The 16,783-nt window shown below is 61.4% G+C and carries 17 protein-coding genes; 8 read left to right on the top strand and 9 right to left on the bottom strand.

Annotation, left to right across the window (positions count from 1 at the left end; all coding sequences use genetic code 11):
- The first annotated feature begins 90 nt into the window (after nt 1–90).
- The 5 genes from ACTU46_RS08615 (at nt 91) to ACTU46_RS08595 (ending at nt 3,753) form a co-directional block, all read left to right on the top strand.
- Nucleotides 91–1,575 (top strand): CCA tRNA nucleotidyltransferase, encoded by a 1,485-nt coding sequence (locus ACTU46_RS08615; protein ID WP_443380920.1) that lies wholly within the window; start codon nt 91–93, stop codon nt 1,573–1,575.
- 30 nt (nt 1,576–1,605) lie between these two features.
- On the top strand, nt 1,606–2,211 hold the full coding sequence (locus tag ACTU46_RS08610; RefSeq protein WP_443380918.1) for a YqgE/AlgH family protein: 606 nt from the start codon (nt 1,606–1,608) through the stop codon (nt 2,209–2,211).
- Nucleotides 2,211–2,945 (top strand): AzlC family ABC transporter permease, encoded by a 735-nt coding sequence (locus ACTU46_RS08605; protein WP_443380916.1) that lies wholly within the window; start codon nt 2,211–2,213, stop codon nt 2,943–2,945. The genes ACTU46_RS08610 and ACTU46_RS08605 overlap by 1 nt, the downstream gene beginning before the upstream one ends.
- 5 nt (nt 2,946–2,950) lie before the next feature.
- Nucleotides 2,951–3,298 (top strand): branched-chain amino acid transporter permease, encoded by a 348-nt coding sequence (locus ACTU46_RS08600; RefSeq protein WP_443381268.1) that lies wholly within the window; start codon nt 2,951–2,953, stop codon nt 3,296–3,298.
- A gap of 62 nt (nt 3,299–3,360) precedes the next feature.
- Nucleotides 3,361–3,753, top strand: coding sequence for an META domain-containing protein (locus tag ACTU46_RS08595; protein ID WP_443380914.1), 393 nt, complete (start codon nt 3,361–3,363; stop codon nt 3,751–3,753).
- A 31-nt stretch (nt 3,754–3,784) separates the two neighbouring features.
- On the opposite strand, the gene ACTU46_RS08590 is transcribed toward ACTU46_RS08595, so the two are convergent.
- From ACTU46_RS08590 to ACTU46_RS08565, 6 genes are all read right to left on the bottom strand, one after another.
- Nucleotides 3,785–4,105 carry a hypothetical protein gene (locus tag ACTU46_RS08590; protein WP_443380913.1) on the bottom strand — a complete coding sequence of 107 codons (321 nt, stop codon included), beginning with the start codon at nt 4,103–4,105 and terminating at the stop codon, nt 3,785–3,787.
- 94 nt (nt 4,106–4,199) lie between these two features.
- A complete protein-coding gene (locus ACTU46_RS08585; protein ID WP_443380911.1) occupies nt 4,200–5,198 on the bottom strand; it encodes a bile acid:sodium symporter family protein in 999 nt (332 codons plus the stop codon).
- 69 nt (nt 5,199–5,267) lie between these two features.
- Nucleotides 5,268–6,800, bottom strand: coding sequence for a tripartite tricarboxylate transporter permease (locus tag ACTU46_RS08580; protein WP_443380909.1), 1,533 nt, complete (start codon nt 6,798–6,800; stop codon nt 5,268–5,270).
- Entirely contained in the window at nt 6,800–7,363 is a 564-nt protein-coding gene (locus ACTU46_RS08575) for a tripartite tricarboxylate transporter TctB family protein (RefSeq protein WP_443380907.1), read from the bottom strand. Before ACTU46_RS08575 ends, ACTU46_RS08580 begins: the two co-directional genes overlap by 1 nt.
- Nucleotides 7,364–7,394: 31 nt before the next feature.
- Nucleotides 7,395–8,408 (bottom strand): tripartite tricarboxylate transporter substrate binding protein, encoded by a 1,014-nt coding sequence (locus tag ACTU46_RS08570; protein ID WP_443380905.1) that lies wholly within the window; start codon nt 8,406–8,408, stop codon nt 7,395–7,397.
- Between the two features lie 255 nt (nt 8,409–8,663).
- Nucleotides 8,664–9,344 carry a GntR family transcriptional regulator gene (locus ACTU46_RS08565; protein ID WP_443380903.1) on the bottom strand — a complete coding sequence of 227 codons (681 nt, stop codon included), beginning with the start codon at nt 9,342–9,344 and terminating at the stop codon, nt 8,664–8,666.
- Nucleotides 9,345–9,526: 182 nt separating this feature from the next.
- Here ACTU46_RS08565 and acnA point away from each other — a divergent pair, with 182 nt between their 5' ends.
- The 3 genes from acnA to ACTU46_RS08550 all read left to right on the top strand — a co-directional run bounded on the left by acnA (nt 9,527) and on the right by ACTU46_RS08550 (nt 14,494).
- Nucleotides 9,527–12,133: an aconitate hydratase AcnA gene (acnA, locus tag ACTU46_RS08560; protein ID WP_443380902.1), complete on the top strand. Its 2,607-nt coding sequence runs from the start codon at nt 9,527–9,529 to the stop codon at nt 12,131–12,133.
- 93 nt (nt 12,134–12,226) lie between these two features.
- The gene (gene rraA, locus ACTU46_RS08555; RefSeq protein WP_443380900.1) at nt 12,227–12,688 is read left to right on the top strand and encodes a ribonuclease E activity regulator RraA; all 462 of its coding nucleotides are present in this window, start codon (nt 12,227–12,229) and stop codon (nt 12,686–12,688) included.
- A gap of 480 nt (nt 12,689–13,168) precedes the next feature.
- Nucleotides 13,169–14,494, top strand: a complete 1,326-nt coding sequence (locus ACTU46_RS08550) for an HNH endonuclease signature motif containing protein (protein WP_443380898.1) — start codon at nt 13,169–13,171, stop codon at nt 14,492–14,494.
- 10 nt (nt 14,495–14,504) lie between these two features.
- On the opposite strand, the gene ACTU46_RS08545 is transcribed toward ACTU46_RS08550, so the two are convergent.
- The 3 genes from ACTU46_RS08545 to trpA all read right to left on the bottom strand — a co-directional run bounded on the left by ACTU46_RS08545 (nt 14,505) and on the right by trpA (nt 16,780).
- On the bottom strand, nt 14,505–14,852 hold the full coding sequence (locus ACTU46_RS08545) for a Rieske (2Fe-2S) protein (RefSeq protein WP_443380896.1): 348 nt from the start codon (nt 14,850–14,852) through the stop codon (nt 14,505–14,507).
- A gap of 315 nt (nt 14,853–15,167) precedes the next feature.
- Nucleotides 15,168–15,761: a hypothetical protein gene (locus tag ACTU46_RS08540; RefSeq protein ID WP_443380894.1), complete on the bottom strand. Its 594-nt coding sequence runs from the start codon at nt 15,759–15,761 to the stop codon at nt 15,168–15,170.
- Between the two features lie 179 nt (nt 15,762–15,940).
- Nucleotides 15,941–16,780, bottom strand: coding sequence for a tryptophan synthase subunit alpha (trpA, locus tag ACTU46_RS08535; protein WP_443380893.1), 840 nt, complete (start codon nt 16,778–16,780; stop codon nt 15,941–15,943).
- Nucleotides 16,781–16,783: the final 3 nt, after the last annotated feature.

Here is a 16,783-nt window from a genome sequence, read left to right as displayed (position 1 = left end):
GACCGCTTATTTCCTTTCCGGGTGCTCCCGGGTGCTTTGGGCTCCGCACCGGTGGGGTTGAATTAGGGTGTTCCAGGTAGAATCAGGTGGGTGAACACCGAGGATCTAGGCGTCGAGCCTGAAAATACGGACCCCACTTCAAGGGTGGAGCTGATAGCGCGTGCCGAGCGCTCTATCACTTCCCTCTCCCCCATCCTGCTGAATTTGGTGGCGGCTTTTCAGGACCGGGAAGAGTCCCTCTATCTGGTGGGGGGCTCGGTACGCGATGCCCTGCTCGGCCGGCTCGGCCATGACCTGGACTTCACTACCTCTGCTCGTCCGGAGGTCACCCGCGCAATTCTGGATGACTTCGCTGAGGTGGTCTGGGACACCGGAATAGATTTCGGTACCCTCTCGGCGGAGAAGCGCGGTCAGCAGATCGAGATCACCACGTTCCGCTCCGACACCTACGATGGCGAGTCCCGCAACCCCGAGGTGCTCTTCGGGGACTCTCTCGAGGGGGATCTGATCCGTCGGGATTTCAAGGTCAACGCCATGGCCGTGGAATTGCTTGTCGACGCCGCGGGGACGGGCATCGAGGGCCGCTTCCACGATCCGGTGGGCGGACTGGCCGACCTCGCCAGCCGTCGGTTGGACACTCCCGCGACCCCGGAGCAGTCCTTCAATGATGATCCGCTGCGCATGCTGCGCGCTGCCCGTTTCACCAGTCAGCTGGGTTTTGGCGTTGCGGAGCGCGTCAGTGCCGCGATGACCGCGATGGCCGGTGAGATCAAGCGCATCACCGTCGAGCGGGTGCAGGCCGAGCTGGACAAGCTGATGGCTGGCGACGCCCCGTGGACCGGGATGAACCTGCTGGTCAAAACAGGGATAGCTCAGTATGTTTTCCCGGAGATCCCCGGGATGAAGCTGACCCAGGATGAGCATCTCCAACACAAGGACGTCTACGCCCACTCCATGCAGGTACTGCGGCAGGCCATGGATCAGGAGGAGGGCGGCCCTGATCTCGTGCTGCGCTGGGCCGCGCTGCTCCACGACTGTGGCAAGCCTGCCACGCGGGAGTTCAAGCCCGATGGCGGCGGTGTCACCTTCTACCACCATGAGGTGGTGGGAGCGAAGCTGGTGCGCAAGCGGATGCGTTCGCTGAAGTACTCGAAACAGATGGTCGGCGAGGTTAGTCAACTGGTCTACCTCCACATGCGTTTTCACGGCTTCGGCGAGGGGCAGTGGACCGATTCTGCGGTGCGCCGCTATGCCACCGATGCGGGGGAACTGCTCCCCCGGTTGCACAAGCTGGTGCGGGCGGACTGCACCACCCGGAACCAACGGAAGGCGCAACGGCTCCAACGCACCTACGATCACTTGGAAGAAAGAATTTCTGAGATCGCCGAGAAGGAGGATCTCGCCAGAGTTCGGCCGGATCTGGATGGCAATGAGATCATGAAGATCTTGAACCTGTCCCCAGGTCCGGAGGTGGGGCAGGCGTGGTCCTTTCTCAAGGAACTCAGGCTGGAACGTGGTCCCCTGGATCGCGAGGAAGCGATTGCTGAATTGAAGGCCTGGTGGGCCGGACAGTAGTCAGACTAAAAGGAAAGGAATTGGGACACGATGGCTGATCTATACGCGGACCGGTTATTCAATGCCATGGAACGGATGGCACCAGAGCCTGGAATGCTGCTCGTGGCTGCCCCAGGGATGCTTTCCGGGGATTTCGCCCGCAGCGTGATCATGATTATCGAGCATTCTCCGCAGATGACCTTCGGGGTGAACCTCACCGCGCGCAGTGAACTGGCGGTGTTCAATGTCATGCCCGACTGGTTGCCCGCGGTAGTCAAACCCCAGGCCCTCTACATCGGAGGGCCGCTGAACCAGCAGTCGGTCGCTGGTCTCGCAGTGACCAAGAACGGGGTGAACATCGATGATTATCCGCAACTGAACCGGCTGGCTAACCGCCTGGCGCATGTGGATCTGCGTTCCAATCCTGAAGAGGTTGCGGAGCTTGTTGAGGGTATGCGGCTCTTTGCCGGCTATGCCGAATGGGCGCCGGGTCAGCTCGAAGAGGAAATCGAGTTCGGCGACTGGTTTGTCACGCCAGCCCTCCCCTCAGATGTCATCACCCCGGGCCGAGTGGACCTGTGGGGTGATGTCATGCGCCGTCAGCAGATGCCCTTACCCCTGTTCTCTACCTTCCCGGCTGACGTCGGTGAAAATTAATGGCGGATGTTTCACGTGAAACTATCGCCGAGATCAGGGCGGGACTGAAAGAGACCTGGGCCGTGGGCCTTGGTCTGGTTCCACTCGGTCTGGCCTTCGGGCTCTTGATGACGCAGTCCGGCTACGCCTGGTGGTGGACACCGATCTTCTCCATCGTCATCTACGCCGGGAGCATGGAATTTCTGGCACTGAACCTGGTGGCAGCCGGGGTGGGCCCCTTCACCGCCGCACTGACTGGATTCATGGTCAACTTCCGGCATGTCTTCTACGGACTGACCTTCCCCCGCGATGAGATCCGCTCCGCCCCGGGCAAGGCCTATTCCACCTATGCGCTGACCGATGAGTCCTATGCCATCGTTTCTGCCCGGCCGCCGGGCGCGATTTCCGGGGCTCGAGTGTTGACGATCCAGCTCTTCTGTCAATCCCTGTGGGTGCTACCGGGCATTATCGGTGCTCTGGTCGGTGAGCTCATCCCTTCCGGGCTGCAAGGCATGGAGTTTGCGTTGACCGCTCTGTTCGTCGTGCTGACCTGGGAGTCATTCAAAAACAACCAGGATTTCTCACTGCCCCTGCTGGCTATGCTCCTGGCGATCATCGCCGGAATCATCGCACCGGGCCAGATGCTGGTGATTGCTCTGATCGGCTATTTCCTCATCCTGGTGGCGCGTTTCCGCTTCCCGAACCTGGATCGTGCCATGGAGCTGCGTCGTCCGATCGAGAAGAAGAGGCGATGATAGTGCTGGCGGAAGCGGGACTGCCGGAGGGGATCTCCCTCACCATGGTCCTCGGGGTGTTGATCCCCGTCGCAGTGGTGACCATCGTGCTTCGGCAACTCCCCTTCTCCGCGCTGAAGTTGCTCAAGGGAAGTGAGCTCGTCGGGATGCTGGGCATCACTATGCCGGTGGGCGTGATGGCAGCGCTGGTGATCTACACCGTCCACGGACAATTGGAGTTCGCGGGCGGGCTGAGTGCCTCCCTGATCGCAGTGGCATCGACCGTAGCTTTGCATGCTTGGCGACGCTCCGCCGGACTGTCCATCGTCGGCGGCACGCTCTGCTACATGCTGCTGGTCAATCTCGTCTTCTGACCCCACAGAAGTCTCCCTTGGGCTATTCCCCCCGGCGGTGGGCGGTGGGTAGTGTCAGCATCATGAAGAGAATCCCCTTGAAAATGCTTGGTGGCCTGGTTCTGGCCACAGCGCTTCTCGGCGGCTGTTCCTCATCCTATGACTCGCCAGGATCTTCCGATTCCGCTGAAGGTTCCTGGGGTTCCAATGGGAGCGCCCAGCCGCAGTTGACTCTCGAAGCTGATGGAAAACTCCATGGCACCGATGGCTGCAACCGGATGATGGGTAGTTGGGAATACAGCGGTGAGGAGATCGCCCTCGGTGATATCGCCACCACCATGATGGCGTGCGAGGGGGTGGATACCTGGCTCTCCGCCGCCGGCTCCCTCAAGGTTGAGGGTGACACCCTGCATGTCTTCGATGCCGATGGTGAAGAGATCGGCACGTTACCGCGGATGGAAGCTTCCGCGGAGTAGAGGGATCTGAGCCCTCCCGGACCCCGCTCTTCTAGAGTTCCGGGAACAGTGCCCTGGCTTCGTTCCAGAGTCCTTCGAACTCGGCCTCGCTGAGGTGCGTGGCGCTGATATCCGGGAACTGGTGGTAAGTGTCCGGGTGCGGCACGAGCTCATTCGGCTGCTGTGATCCGCCTACGGACTTCCGCTGAGTCGCGGCACCGACAATGGCATCGCCCGGGCCGAGCTCGATCATCCGGTAGAGGCGGCAGAGGGTGTCGTCGAGGGTTTCCAGTTCAGCGATGTGGACGGCATCGCCGGCCCCAGGGATGGACATTTCGGTGCGGACATAAAGGAAAGGTTTCACGTGAAACATCTTCCTGAGGGTGTCGAATTAAAGCAACCCGAAGATATCCGGGAATGAAAAAACCGGCCGGAGAGTGAACCCACTCCCCGCCCGGCTCCGCAGATCAGCTGGGATCAGCCACGGTCTGAACTTTCTGCGGCTCCTCGCCATGCTGGGCGTAGCGGGAGGCGAGCCAGGAACAGATCATCAACTGAATCTGGTGGAAGAGCATCAGTGGCAGAATCAGCAGGCCGAGGTTCGCTCCCCCGAAGATCACCGCGGCCATCGGCAGCCCGGTCGCCAGAGACTTCTTGGTGCCGCAGAACTCGATGGCGATGGTGTCCGCCCGGTTGAAGCCGAGCTTCACAGCGACGAAGCGGGTCAGCCAGAGCATGAAGATCACCAGCACCACCGAGAAGACGATGAGGAAAATAATGTCCGCCACGGCGACACTCGACCACACCCCCGCAACCATGCCGGCGGAGAAGGCGGAGTAGACCACCATCGCGATGGAACCACGGTCGACGATTTTGGTGCCCTTGTTGGCGGCGACCTTGCCCACCCAGCGGCGGCAGATCTGGCCGAGGATGAAGGGCAGTAGCAGCTGCACGGAGATGCTGAGGAAGACCGAGGTATCCACGTGTACCCCACCGCCGGTGGACATCAGGAGCATGACGAGCAGTGGGGTGAGGAAGACCCCGGCGAGGTTGGAGGCGGAGGCTGAGACGATGGCGCCGGGGACATTGCCGCGTGCGATGGAGGTGAAGGCCACCGAGGACTGCACCGTCGAGGGCACCAGGGTGAGGAAAAGGATGCCCAGATAGAGTTCCTCGGAAATGAAGTGGGTTAGCGGTCGCAGCGCCACACCGATGATCGGGAACACCAGGAAGGTGAAGGCCAGGATCAGCAGATGCAGCTTCCAGTGTTTAAGGCCGTTGATGGCTTCCTGGGTGGACAGTCGTGCGCCATAGAGGAAGAAGAGAACGGCGATAGCGATCTGGGTGGCGAGCGAGAACCAATCGGCGAACTCCCCTCGCGCGGGGAGGATGATGGCCACAATGACGGCCGCGATGATCAAGATGATCAGCGGATCCGCCTTGGGCAGTTTCAGACGGGAGGACATAAATGCCTAGTCTACGATCCCGCCCCCGCCACCACAGTGCTTTCATCCGCGGGAAGCGGGGGTCTGGGTCTAGTGCTGAGGGAGCACCTCCATTTCAACGGTGCGGTGGCGGCGGGCATTGCTGTAGTGCTTGTAGCCGGCGGCCACCAGGACCACGAGCATCAGACCGTAGAGGGTCCAGGTGATCGGCGAGGTGATGAGGATGGCGTACTCGCCACCCGAGGACAGTAGTGCATTACGGAAGCTGGTCTCAGCCAGCGGGCCGAGGATCACGCCGATCATGACCGGGGCGAGCGGGATCTCGTAGCGGCGGAACAGGAAGCCGACAATTCCGATGCCGAGGACCAACAGCAGGTCGGTCACAGCGGCGGAGGTGGCGTAGACGCCGAGGGCACAGAAGAGTGCGATGCCGGCGTAGAGGTAGTGGCGCGGGATCAACAACAGCTTCGCCCACATCGGAGCTAGCGGCAGGTTCAGGATCAGCAACACCACCAGGCCGATGAATAGTGAAGCCAGCAGTGGCCAGACGAGGTCGGCGTTGCGCTCGAAGAGCAGCGGGCCGGGCTGGATACCGTACTGCTGGAAAGCGGCCAACATGATGGCGGCAGTCGCGGAGGTCGGCAGCCCCATGGCGAGCAGGGCACCCATGGCGGTACCAGCAGTAGCATTGCCGGCGGCCTCGGGAGCGGCGACACCACGGATGGCGCCGGTGCCGAACTTTGGAATCTTCCGGCGGGCATCGAGGCTGCGCTCGGTGGCGTAGGCCATGAAGGTCGGGACCTCGGCACCACCGACCGGGATAACACCGAAGGGCACACCGAAACCGGTGCCGCGGAGCCACGCAGGGAGGGCTTCCTTGAAGTCCGTGAAGTTCATGCGCGCGCTGCCGGTGATCTTGGCGTTCTGAATTGGCTTAGGGCGCTTGTGCTCGTAGATCTTGTAGAAGACCTCACCGAGGGCCAGGAGGCCGACGGTGACAGTGATGATGCTGATGCCGTCGAAAAGCTCTGGGACACCAGCGGTGAAACGCTGGGTGCCGGAGATGCCGTCGATGCCGACGGTGGCCACCAGCAAACCGAAGAGCAGTGAGACCAGGCCCTTGATGAGGGAATCGGAGACCACCGCGGAACAAGCGAGGAAGGCGAAGACCGCGAGTGCGAAGTACTCGGCGGGGCCGAAGAGAATGGCGAACTCGGCGAGCTTCGGAGCGAAGAAAACCACCAGGGTGGTGGCCACAATGCCACCGATAAAGGCACCGATCGCGGCGGTGGCCAAGGCCTGTGGCGCCCGGCCGGCGAGCGCCATTTTGTGGCCCTCAAAGGAAGTGGCGATCGCGGTGGAACCACCCGGCGTGTTCACCAGAATGGCCATGGTGGAGTCGCCGAAAAGTCCACCGAAGTAGACACCGGCGAACATGATGAAGGCGGCGGTCGGGTCAAGGCTGAACGTGATCGGCAGTAGCAGGGCCACCGCCATAGAGGAACCCATGCCGGGCAGCACGCCCACGGCAGTGCCGAGTAGCGCACCGATGAGCACCCACAGCAGGTTCATCGGGGTGAGTGCCGCGGAGAATCCTCCGAGGAGTAATTGCAGATTTTCCATTAGAACAGTCCTCCGAGAATTCCGGCGGGCAGGCTCAATCCGAGCCCCAGGGAGAAGGCCACCTGGATCGCCGAGGAGACGACCAGACCGACCGCGAGATTGAAGAATGGACGCTTGGCCCCGAGGGTCAGGGCGATGGCGCAGAAGAGCAGTGCAGCGGCGATGATCCAGCCGACTGGCTCAAGGATGAACGCGAAGATGAGGAAGGCGAGGATGCCCAAGGCGAGTGCCTTCTTATCGGTCTCCTTGACCGGGATCAGCGCCTCGCCGACACTCTCCCCCACCGGTGCGATATAGCGAGTCGGTGATTCCTCATCGGGGTTGCGGAGTGTGTCGATGGTCAGCGCCACGGTGAGGATTCCGGAGATGACCGCGAGCAGAGCGGGATAGAACTTCGGCCCCGGCGACTGCGCGCTCGCCGGAACGTCCATCGTGAGGATGCCGTAGACGATGTAGAGGGTGAATATGCCGAGCGCGGCGGCGACGAAAAGGGAGCCGCGTCCGTGCAGCAGCGGGCGGGGCTTTTCGACGCCCGCGTCGGACAGGGTGGGAATGGAGGTCATGATGGGGGTTACCTTCCGAAGGATGAGCGGGCTAGTAGCCCAGATCGGACCAGATGCCGTTGACGATGGCGGTTTCTTCCTTGAGGTTCTCGGCGAAGTCATCACCGATCAGTGAGGTGTCAGTCCACTGATTGCGCTGGAGGGTGTCCGCCCAGGTCTCAGTGGCGATCATCTCGGCGAAGATATCCTCGAGCTCCTGCCGTTCCGCATCAGTGATGCCGGGCGGGGCGACCACACCGCGCCAGTTGGTCAGCTCGACGTTGTACCCCTCCTCAATCAGGGTCGGGGCATCAATACCCTCGATACGCTCCGGGGCGGAGACTGCGAGCATTTTCAGCCGGCCGGCCTCAATCTGATCCTTGAAGTCGGCATAACCACTGACCGAGGCGGAGATGGTGCCGGAGAGCAGTGCCGTGGCCAGCTCGGCACCACCGGAGTGCGCCAGGTAGTTGACCGAGGTCGGATCGATCCCGGCCTCGGTGGCGATCTGGGCGATGATCATCTGGTCGAGACTGCCGAGGGAACCACCGCCGAAGGGAAAGTGGCTGGGATCTTTCTCCCACTCCGCCACCAGATCATCAATGCTGTTGAACGGGGAGTCCGCACTGACGACCACAACGTCATAGTCATCGGTGAGGCGGGCGATCGGGGTGACATCATCGATGGACACTCCCGAACCATTGATGTTGATTGCGCCGAGCATGGTGATACCCATGATCATCGCCGTGGTGGACTCCCCTTCCATCTCGGTCAACTGACTCAAGCCGATGGTGCCGCCCGCGCCGGGGATGTTCACCACCTGAGGGTTATTCACGATGCCCTCGGCCCGCAGGGTGGCCTGGGATTCACGGGCGGCACCATCCCAGCCGCCACCGGCGCCGGCCGGGGCGATCAAGGTGAGGCTGGAACGGGCGTTCGCACCTGAGGTGGATTGCGAGGCATCCACCACACCTGCGATCACCAACCCCAGGCCCACTAAAACGGCGATGACGGTGCCGATGATCTTGACTGGGGAACGGGTGGCGGCCCCGGGACTATCTGTCATGCTGCTGATCCTGTCTCTGGAATTTGTTGAGAGGCGGGGGTCAGTGCTCTGGTGCGCGTGCTCCTGAGGGAGGTGTCTGCGCAGTAGACCACCTGACAGTGTTACATCCTATAATCTGCAAGATGTGACTGTCAGCACAATTGGCAAAATTATAAGATTCTATTCACAATTCTTTGCGCGGGGCCGGCGGGGGGTGCCAAAGCGCAACCCCCGCGGCGTCGATAAGCAGCGGGGGTTGTGGCGGGTGGTGTGGGGTTAGGCTTCGGGAATTTCCAGGGGTTCGGCGGTGACGTCGCCGCCGAGGCTGCCACGGATATGGGCTTCCATCGCGAGGCGGGCGCGCGGTGGATCCTGTGCCCTGATCGATTCCACGAGTTCGTGATGTTCTCGCGCGACCCGGTCTGAGTCTGCGGGGGAATCGCCACGGTGGTGCAATCCGATCAACCGGTATCGGTCAGCCTTGTCCCAGAGTCTTTCGAGCATGTCGATCAGAGTGTCGTTATGGGAGGCGCGGTAGATGCGTCGGTGATACTCGCGGTGGGCCAGGAGGGCTTCGAGTCCGTCCCCCGCCGCCAACGGCCGCAGCTGACTTTCGGCTGCGATGATGCCTTCGAGTTCCTCTTCGCTGCGCTCGGCGGCCGCCAGCTCGGCGGCCAGGGGGTCCAGTTGTAGACGGATCCGGTAGAGGTCCGTCGCCTCCTGCTGGGTGACCTCGGATACCCGGGCATCGCGATGTGCGGCGAGGGTGACCAGTCCCTCGGCGGCCAGTCGGCGGATTGCCTCTCGCAGCGGCGTGGTGCTCACACCCATGTCGTTGGCGAGCTTGCCCTGCTGGAGGGGGGCACCCGGTTTGAGCTGTCCGGTGAGGATCAGGGTCCGGAGCTGCGCGTAGGCATAGTCGTTCTTCGTCAGATTCTGTGGGAAGGATGTGGTCACGGGCTACCTCTGTGGTTGGGGGCGATTCTCGCGTCGCGGTCACTCCCCTGAGTGGGTTTTTGTGGCTTGCTTCTGGCGCGGTCTGAAAGTGATTTAATCGTTCTAAATGAATTTTAGCACTATGCTCTGCACTCAATAGAATATACAATATAGATTATAAGATATAGAGAAGTGGAGATTGAATGTACCCGACCAAGCTGCTGAACAATCCGAAGATCGATATTGAAGGTGTCCCGCACCAGATCATCACCGCCGAAGACACCTTGGGAGCCGACTACCGCCGCTGGCCGATGGTGCTGCGGCTGCTGGCCGAGAATGTCGCCCGCCGTGCGGATCCCGCAGAAAAGGCGCAGATGCTCACCGCCCTGCGCGGCTGGATCAAAGAACACAGCAGCGAGGCGGAGATCCACTACTCCCCCGGACGACTGCTCATGCATGACACCACCTCCACGCCCGCATTGGTCGACATGGCCGCCATGCGCGATGCCATCGCTGAGATGGGCGTGGATCCCGAGGTGCTCAGTCCCAAGCTCCCGGTTGAGGTCTCCGTGGATCATTCTCTTGCCGTGGAAGCCTATGCAACCCCGGATGCTGCCTTCCTGAACATTCAGCTGGAGATCCGCCGTAATCGTGAACGCTACCGCTTTCTCAAGTGGGCCTCGGCGGCCATGGATAATATCCATATCAACCCGCCCGGCACCGGCATCATGCACACGATCAACCTGGAACAGTTGGCCACTGTTGTCACCACCGAGACCCGGGAGGGGCAGGCGTGGGTGGTGCCGGACATGATGCTCGGTACCGATAGCCACACCCCGATGATCAATGGCCTCGGGGTGCTCGGCTGGGGTGTCGGCGGTCTCGAGGCGGAGACCGTCATGTTCGGAATGCCGACCACTCTCAAGATCCCCGAAGTCGTGGGAGTTCGTCTGGTCGGACAACTCCGTGCCGGCGTCCTGGCCACCGACCTGGCACTGGTGATCACCCAGGAACTCCGCCGGATGGGGGTCACCGGAGAATTCGTGGAATTCTTCGGCCCGGGTGTCTCCGGACTGACGGTCGGTGACCGTTCCGTCATTGCGAACATGGCTCCCGAATACGGCGCCACCACCGGCTTCTTCCCCGTCGACGAAGCCGCCATTGACTACCTCGCGATGACCGGTCGCAGTCTCGCCCAGCAGAATCTGGTTCGGGAATACTGCCAGACCGCCGGCTACTGGTTCGAACCCGAGACAACCCCGGAGTACAGCCGGGTCCTCAGCATCGACCTCGCCACGCTGACCCCGGGTGCCGCAGGTCCACGCCGCCCGCAGGACCGGCTCCCCCTCGCTGAGATCCCCGCCGCCCTGCGGGCACAGGGAGGTGCTTCTCGACGCCCGGTGGATCTGCCGGAGTTCCCGGTGGCATTGGCCTCCATCACCAGTTGCACCAACACCTCAGACCCACGGCTGATCATCACCGCCGGACTCCTGGCCCGCCGGGCCCGGGAGTTCGGACTCACGCCAGCCCCTTGGGTAAAGACCTCCCTCGCCCCAGGCTCCCCGGCAGCGGTGTCCTATCTGGCACGCGCTGGACTCGATGAGGACCTCTCCGCTGTCGGTTTCGACATCGTCGGATTCGGCTGCGCCACCTGCATCGGCAACTCCGGCCCCCTCCCCGCCCTCATCGAGGAAGCTCGCCTGGCTGAGGTGGCCCGACCGGTGGCCATGCTCTCCGGCAACCGGAACTTCCCCGGCCGGGTCCACCCCGACCTGGAGTTCGGCTTCCTCATGAGCCCACCGCTCGTCATCGCTTATGCGCTGGCCGGCGATGCGAGCGTCAATCTGGATCAGGATCCGGTGGGGATCTCCCCGGAAGGCCGGGAGATTCACCTCGCTGATCTCTGGCCCAGCACGGAGGAGATCGACCGGGTGATGGCGGTGGCGATCGATCCCGCTGATTTTCGCCGTGATTTCCTGGCCTCCTCCCAGAACCAACTCTGGGATCAGATCGACGCCCCCAGCGGCCCCCTGTTCCCCTGGGACCCGGAGTCCACCATCCTGCGGCCACCGCCCTTCGCAGCTGCCGGAGGCGCCTCCCTGCTGGGCCGGATCGAGGCACACCCACTCCTCGTTCTCGGTGATGACATCACCACCGACCACATCTCCCCGGCGAGCGCCATCCCGCGGGGCAGCTTCGTGGCGGACTTCCTGGTCGAACGCGGCGAGGATCCGGAGGACCTGAATGTCTTCGCCTCCCGCCGGGGAAATTGGGAGGTCATGGCCCGTGGTGCCTACTACGCCAAATCGGTACGCAATGAACTAGCGCCCGATGCCGGTACCGCCATGACCACCCACGGACCCTCCGGCGAGGTGATGAGGATCTGGGATGCCGCCCAGCGCTATCTCGCGGCGGAACAGTCGGTGATCGTGATCGCCGGCGAACGCTACGGCATGGGATCCTCCCGGGACTGGGCGGCGAAGGTGCAGCAGCTACTCGGCGTGCGAGCCGTCCTGGCGGCCAGTTTTGAGCGCATCCACCGATCCAATCTGATCGGCATGGGAATCCTGCCGCTGGTGGTTCCTGACGAATTCCGTGATCGACTGCACGCGATCGGGGCCGACGCCGTGGTATCAATCAATGCAGATCCTGCCAGCCTGGTTCCCCGGGGCCTGGTCGGGGTCGTCGTCCGTGAGGCTGGAGGCACCTGGAGCTTCGAGGCTCAAGCTGGGATCGAAACCGGGATGGACGTGGAGCTGCTCCGCACGGGTGGAGTTATCCCCAAGATCCTCAGCAAGGTACTGAGCTGAATGTTGCCGCTGGTGTTGCGGCTGATATTGCAGCTGATGTTGCAGCACTCGCCCTGCAAGACCTGTTCTCCCTCCCGATGAAAGGATTCTGTCATGCGTACTTCCGATATCTACGATGATCGCGGCGAAGAGGTGAATTCCATCGCCCTGAACTTCCAGAACTTCGGCGGCAAGGAATTCTTCCAGGGACCCGCCCGAACTGTGAGTGTTTTTCAGGACAATGGTCTCCTCAAGGACATCATGCGGCGCCCCGGTGATGGGGCCGTCCTGGTGGTGGATGGCTTCGGCTCCCTCGCATGCACACTGCTGGGTGGCAATATGGCGAAGATCTTTTTGGAGAATGGTTGGGCGGGTGTGGTGATTAATGGTGCGATTCGGGATCGGGATGAACTGGCGGACATCCCCTTCGGCGTCCTTGCGCTGGGCAGTAATCCCAAGCGCAGCCGCAAGGCTGGTGTCGGGCAAGAAGGCCTGGTGTTGAGTGTGGGCGGGGCAAGTATTCGTCCTGGTGTCATGATTTACGCCGACTCGGATGGAGTGCTGGTGGAGTTCTGAGAGCCTCAATCGTCGCTATATTTCCGGCGATGTTTCACGTGAAACATCGCCGCACATTCCATTGCTCTTCGTAGGGGCCGTTCGTGAGGTGCTCCCAGGATCCACTCCCCTCTTGGTCCGCATCTCCGCAACCGATTGGCGGGAAGATATTGACTCCTGGACGGCTGGGCAGTCAGTGAGGCTCGCGGTACTCCTTAGGGGGGCCGACTGCCGCTGTCGGACTGATCGCTGAGCCGCAGTAGGTCGTGGATGTCATCCAGCAGGGATGTGCCGATGCCGTGTTGGTCGGACGTGAAGTGCTCCGGGATTCGAGCTGGGCTCATCGGGCGTCCCGGGAAGGTTGTTGCTGGTGGGGGTCCTGTAGCTAGTTGATTCACCCGGGGTTGCCCGCGGGGGTGGCCATGTCCGGTGGTCGGGTTAAGGTGAAATTCGAACACACTATCTAAAGGTTTTTCGCCCTTCAGGAGGTGAATACTCCCCGTGACCACCGACCATCCCACCGCTTTCTTTGCGGTCAACTCCCCGACCGATCCCCTGGCGCACTTGGGCCACCAGGCCCGTAAAGCCGATTACCTCACCTGGCGTACCGCGCTGCCCACGGAGGCTGAATATTCTTCCCGCGATTTCACTGAATACGCGGCGACCATTACCCGCTCCACTGGGGTCCATGCCGACTTCATCGCTCTCAACCTCTACGCCCTAAGCACCCTCGATCAGCTCCCCCGACTCCGCGTTCAGGTTGAACGACATTTCCACGTCGACATGCACCGTCTCCGAGGTATCGATCGGCAACTCACCGGAATCCACCCGGAGCTCCTCAATGATCCCGAGTTCTGGGACTGTATCGATGACCGTCTCACCGACCTTCTGACCGCCACCACCGCACATCAGCTGATGCCGAGTCCGCGCACCATCGCTCAGGCCATCAAGGTGGTCATCAAGGCTCTAACTCCGGCACCCGAGCCTGAGGAAGAAGCCGAGGAGGAGGCTGACGCAGACCAGGATACTGAAGTCGAGGAGTGCTCCCCATCGGTGGAAGAGCATCCTTTCACCAGTCGCCTCCACACCACCCCGCAGCCAGATGGCAGTGTGCTCCTCGAAGTTCGGCTCGACCAGGTCACCGCCACCAAGATTGAGGAGGCGGTACGCACCCATGCTGCCTCCCAGGCTATCTCCTTCTATCTAGCGTTTATCGAGATCTTCCTGATGAATATCTCGGTGGCCATTAACCTCAATCTCTACAAGGCCAAGGACCTGCCGGACTCCCCCGGTTTTCTGCAGCCCTACGGCCCCCTGGATCGCGAGGACACCGAGGCTTTGGCTGCGGCTGCGAAGCAGATCAGGGATGCCGATGCGGCCGGCGCGAAAAGAGCGAATTCCTACCAGCCAACCAAGGAGATTCGTGCAGCGGTTGAGGGGCGTGACGGAGTCTGTCGCTGGCCGGGTTGTAATCGTCCTGCCAGCCGCTGCCAGTTGGATCACCGGATCAATTATGAGGATGGTGGCCCGACCGGCGCAGACAACCTGCTCTCTCTTTGTCAGACCCACCATAACCGGAAGACAGATGGTCAGGTTCACTATCTGCTGGATCCCATCACTGGTGACGTGGTCTGGCTCTTTGCTGACGGCACCTATGTCATCGACTATGCGGAAGGTCCGCTGGCGCCGAGGAGCAAGCACTGGAATCAGTCTCTGGCACAGAAGGCTGAACGACGCCGCGAGCGTGCCTGGGCGCGGGAGAAAGAGGCGATCATTCGAAAGGAGACAGCTCGTGCAGATGTCTCAGAGGAGGAACCGCCCTTCTGAGATGCCAGAGTTAGTTACTGAGGCTGAGGGTTCCCGCTTCCCCATGTACCTGTGCGGCGGTCAGCGGCTCCCGGGAGGGGCCCTCAATCACGGCTCCATCGACGGTGGAGAATACCGAATTGTGTGCGGTGCAGCGGACATTTTCGCCCTCAACCTCAGTGATGGAGTTGTTCTGGTGTGGGCAGGTTGCGGAGTATGCCAGGAAGTTTCCGGCAGTAGGTTGTGCGACGATGAAGGAATCAATGATCACTGCACTGCCTACCGGTACTTCGGTGGCAGCGACCGCTGCGGTAGGGTTGGAGCCGCAGGCAGCGAGAAAAGCTCCGGCAAACGTGGTTGCGGTTCCGAGAAGGAACATGCGACGATCGCAGGAGAATGATCCTTGTGGGATTCGAGGAGACTGGGAAACCATAACTCCAGTATCCTCGGGAAACCGCAGGTTGTCACGTTATGGACATCACTATCATCGGGGGATGAAATGATGGGATATGTAGTTTATTTTATCTTCTACTGCGGAAAATGCTGATAATTGTGCGCACCCATCTTTTCAATGTCCATCACAGCGTTTTCCCATAATGATCTGGAAACTTCGGACCTCATGGTCCGTCCCTATCGGGTATCTCAGTGACTAAACCCTTTAAAGCACTGCCACCTCGCGGTCATTAAGATATCGTCACTGTGACGATCTGGGTTGGGGTAGCTGCTCCCCCACCGGCCGCTGTTCAAAGGCGGTGAGAATCTTCCGCCAGTGATCTTTCAGGGGTTCCCGAAGGTTTAGGTGACCGAGTGCATCATGCTCGATACTGAAGCACGCCTTCTTCGTCGCACTTTTGGAGGCATTGGAGACGTCGGAGCAGTTGATCGCAACGGTGGATCCATCGCTCAATTTTGCCTTCCAATAGCGCCACTTCTCGGTTTCGGAGATGACGGGCTCCGCCAGTAGCTCTCCGGGGAGGTCATCTCGGCGTGTGGCGAGGAAGGCTACAAAGTCTCTGAAGGTGGCGACCCATTCTCCCGGTATCGTTTTTGAGACGCTCACACTGACGGTGCCGGCTGAGGTTTCTCCCACCTGTCGTCGGCCGATATGGCGTTCAATTTCAACGGCGATCCCCTGGGCCCACCACGCGGAAGCGCCCAGTCCTTCCGCGGTCCGGGCGATCTCGCGGTGGCTCATCTCCTCGATTGGCCTACCGCCTGCCCCGATCTGTTCCATCCAATTGTCGAATGTTTTTCCGGTTCCGTTGAGAAATCGATCTTTAGCGCCCATGATCTTGAGTATGCCCAACCTCTCCGTGGGTTGCAGGCTCGAATGTCGAGAATGTTTCACGTGAAACATGCCAGGACTCAGGGGATGTAGAAATGAGAAAGGACCCGCTCCCCTCCCCCACCGCAAGGTGGGGAGCTGGGACGGGTCCTGATGGTAATCCAGTTAAGAAATCGCCGGAACTACTTCTTGGTGGCTGCCTTCATTGCGGAGATGAACTTCGAAAGCTCAGTGTGGAGCGCATCGGCGTCGACCACTCGGCCGGGTGAAGGGTGATCGCCTTCGATGTGGGAGTCGATGATGCGGGCGATCGCAGAACCGGTGATGGCTCCGGAAGCGCCCGCGGCGATGGCATCTGCCACGTGCTGCGGGGTGGAAATGCCGAAACCCAGCAGGATCGGGGCGCCACCGAAGCGTTGGATATTGGCCACCACATCGCTGAGGCCAGTGGTGGAGGATTCCCGTTCGGTGCCGGTGACGCCATCTCGGGAGACCGCGTAGATATAGCCCTTGGAACTTGCTGCCACACCGCTCAGGGTGGCTTCGGCGGCCTGTGCCGGGGCGATGAAGATCGGGGCGATACCGGCCTTCTCGGCGGCCTCGGAGAATTCCTTACCTTCACGGACCGGGACATCCGGAATCAGGATGGAGTCGGCGCCAGCATCCTTGAACTCCTGGTAGAACCGCTCTAGGCCACGGGTAAAGGGCACGTTGCCGTAGATGAGCATGCCGATCGGCAGCTCTTCCCAGGTCTCGCGGATCCGGCGGATCAACGCCAGAGCGCCGTCGACGGTGGCGCCGCCATCCAGTGCCCGGATATGGGACTTCTGGACAGTAGGGCCATCAGCCACCGGGTCAGAGAAGGGGACGCCGAGCTCGAGGGCGTCGGCACCCGCTTCCACGGCGGTGCGGATGATCTCGAAAGAGTCCTCCGGGTTGGGGTCGCCGAGCATCACGAAGGGTACAAATGCACCTTCGTCGGCAGCCGACAGACGGGCGAAGAGGGCTTCATAGCGGGTCATGTT

The organism is Corynebacterium sp. A21 (genome assembly GCF_052266655.1).
Classification (GTDB): domain Bacteria; phylum Actinomycetota; class Actinomycetes; order Mycobacteriales; family Mycobacteriaceae; genus Corynebacterium.
Note: the sequence above shows the minus strand (reverse complement) of the source record. Positions and strands in the feature narration are given on the sequence as shown.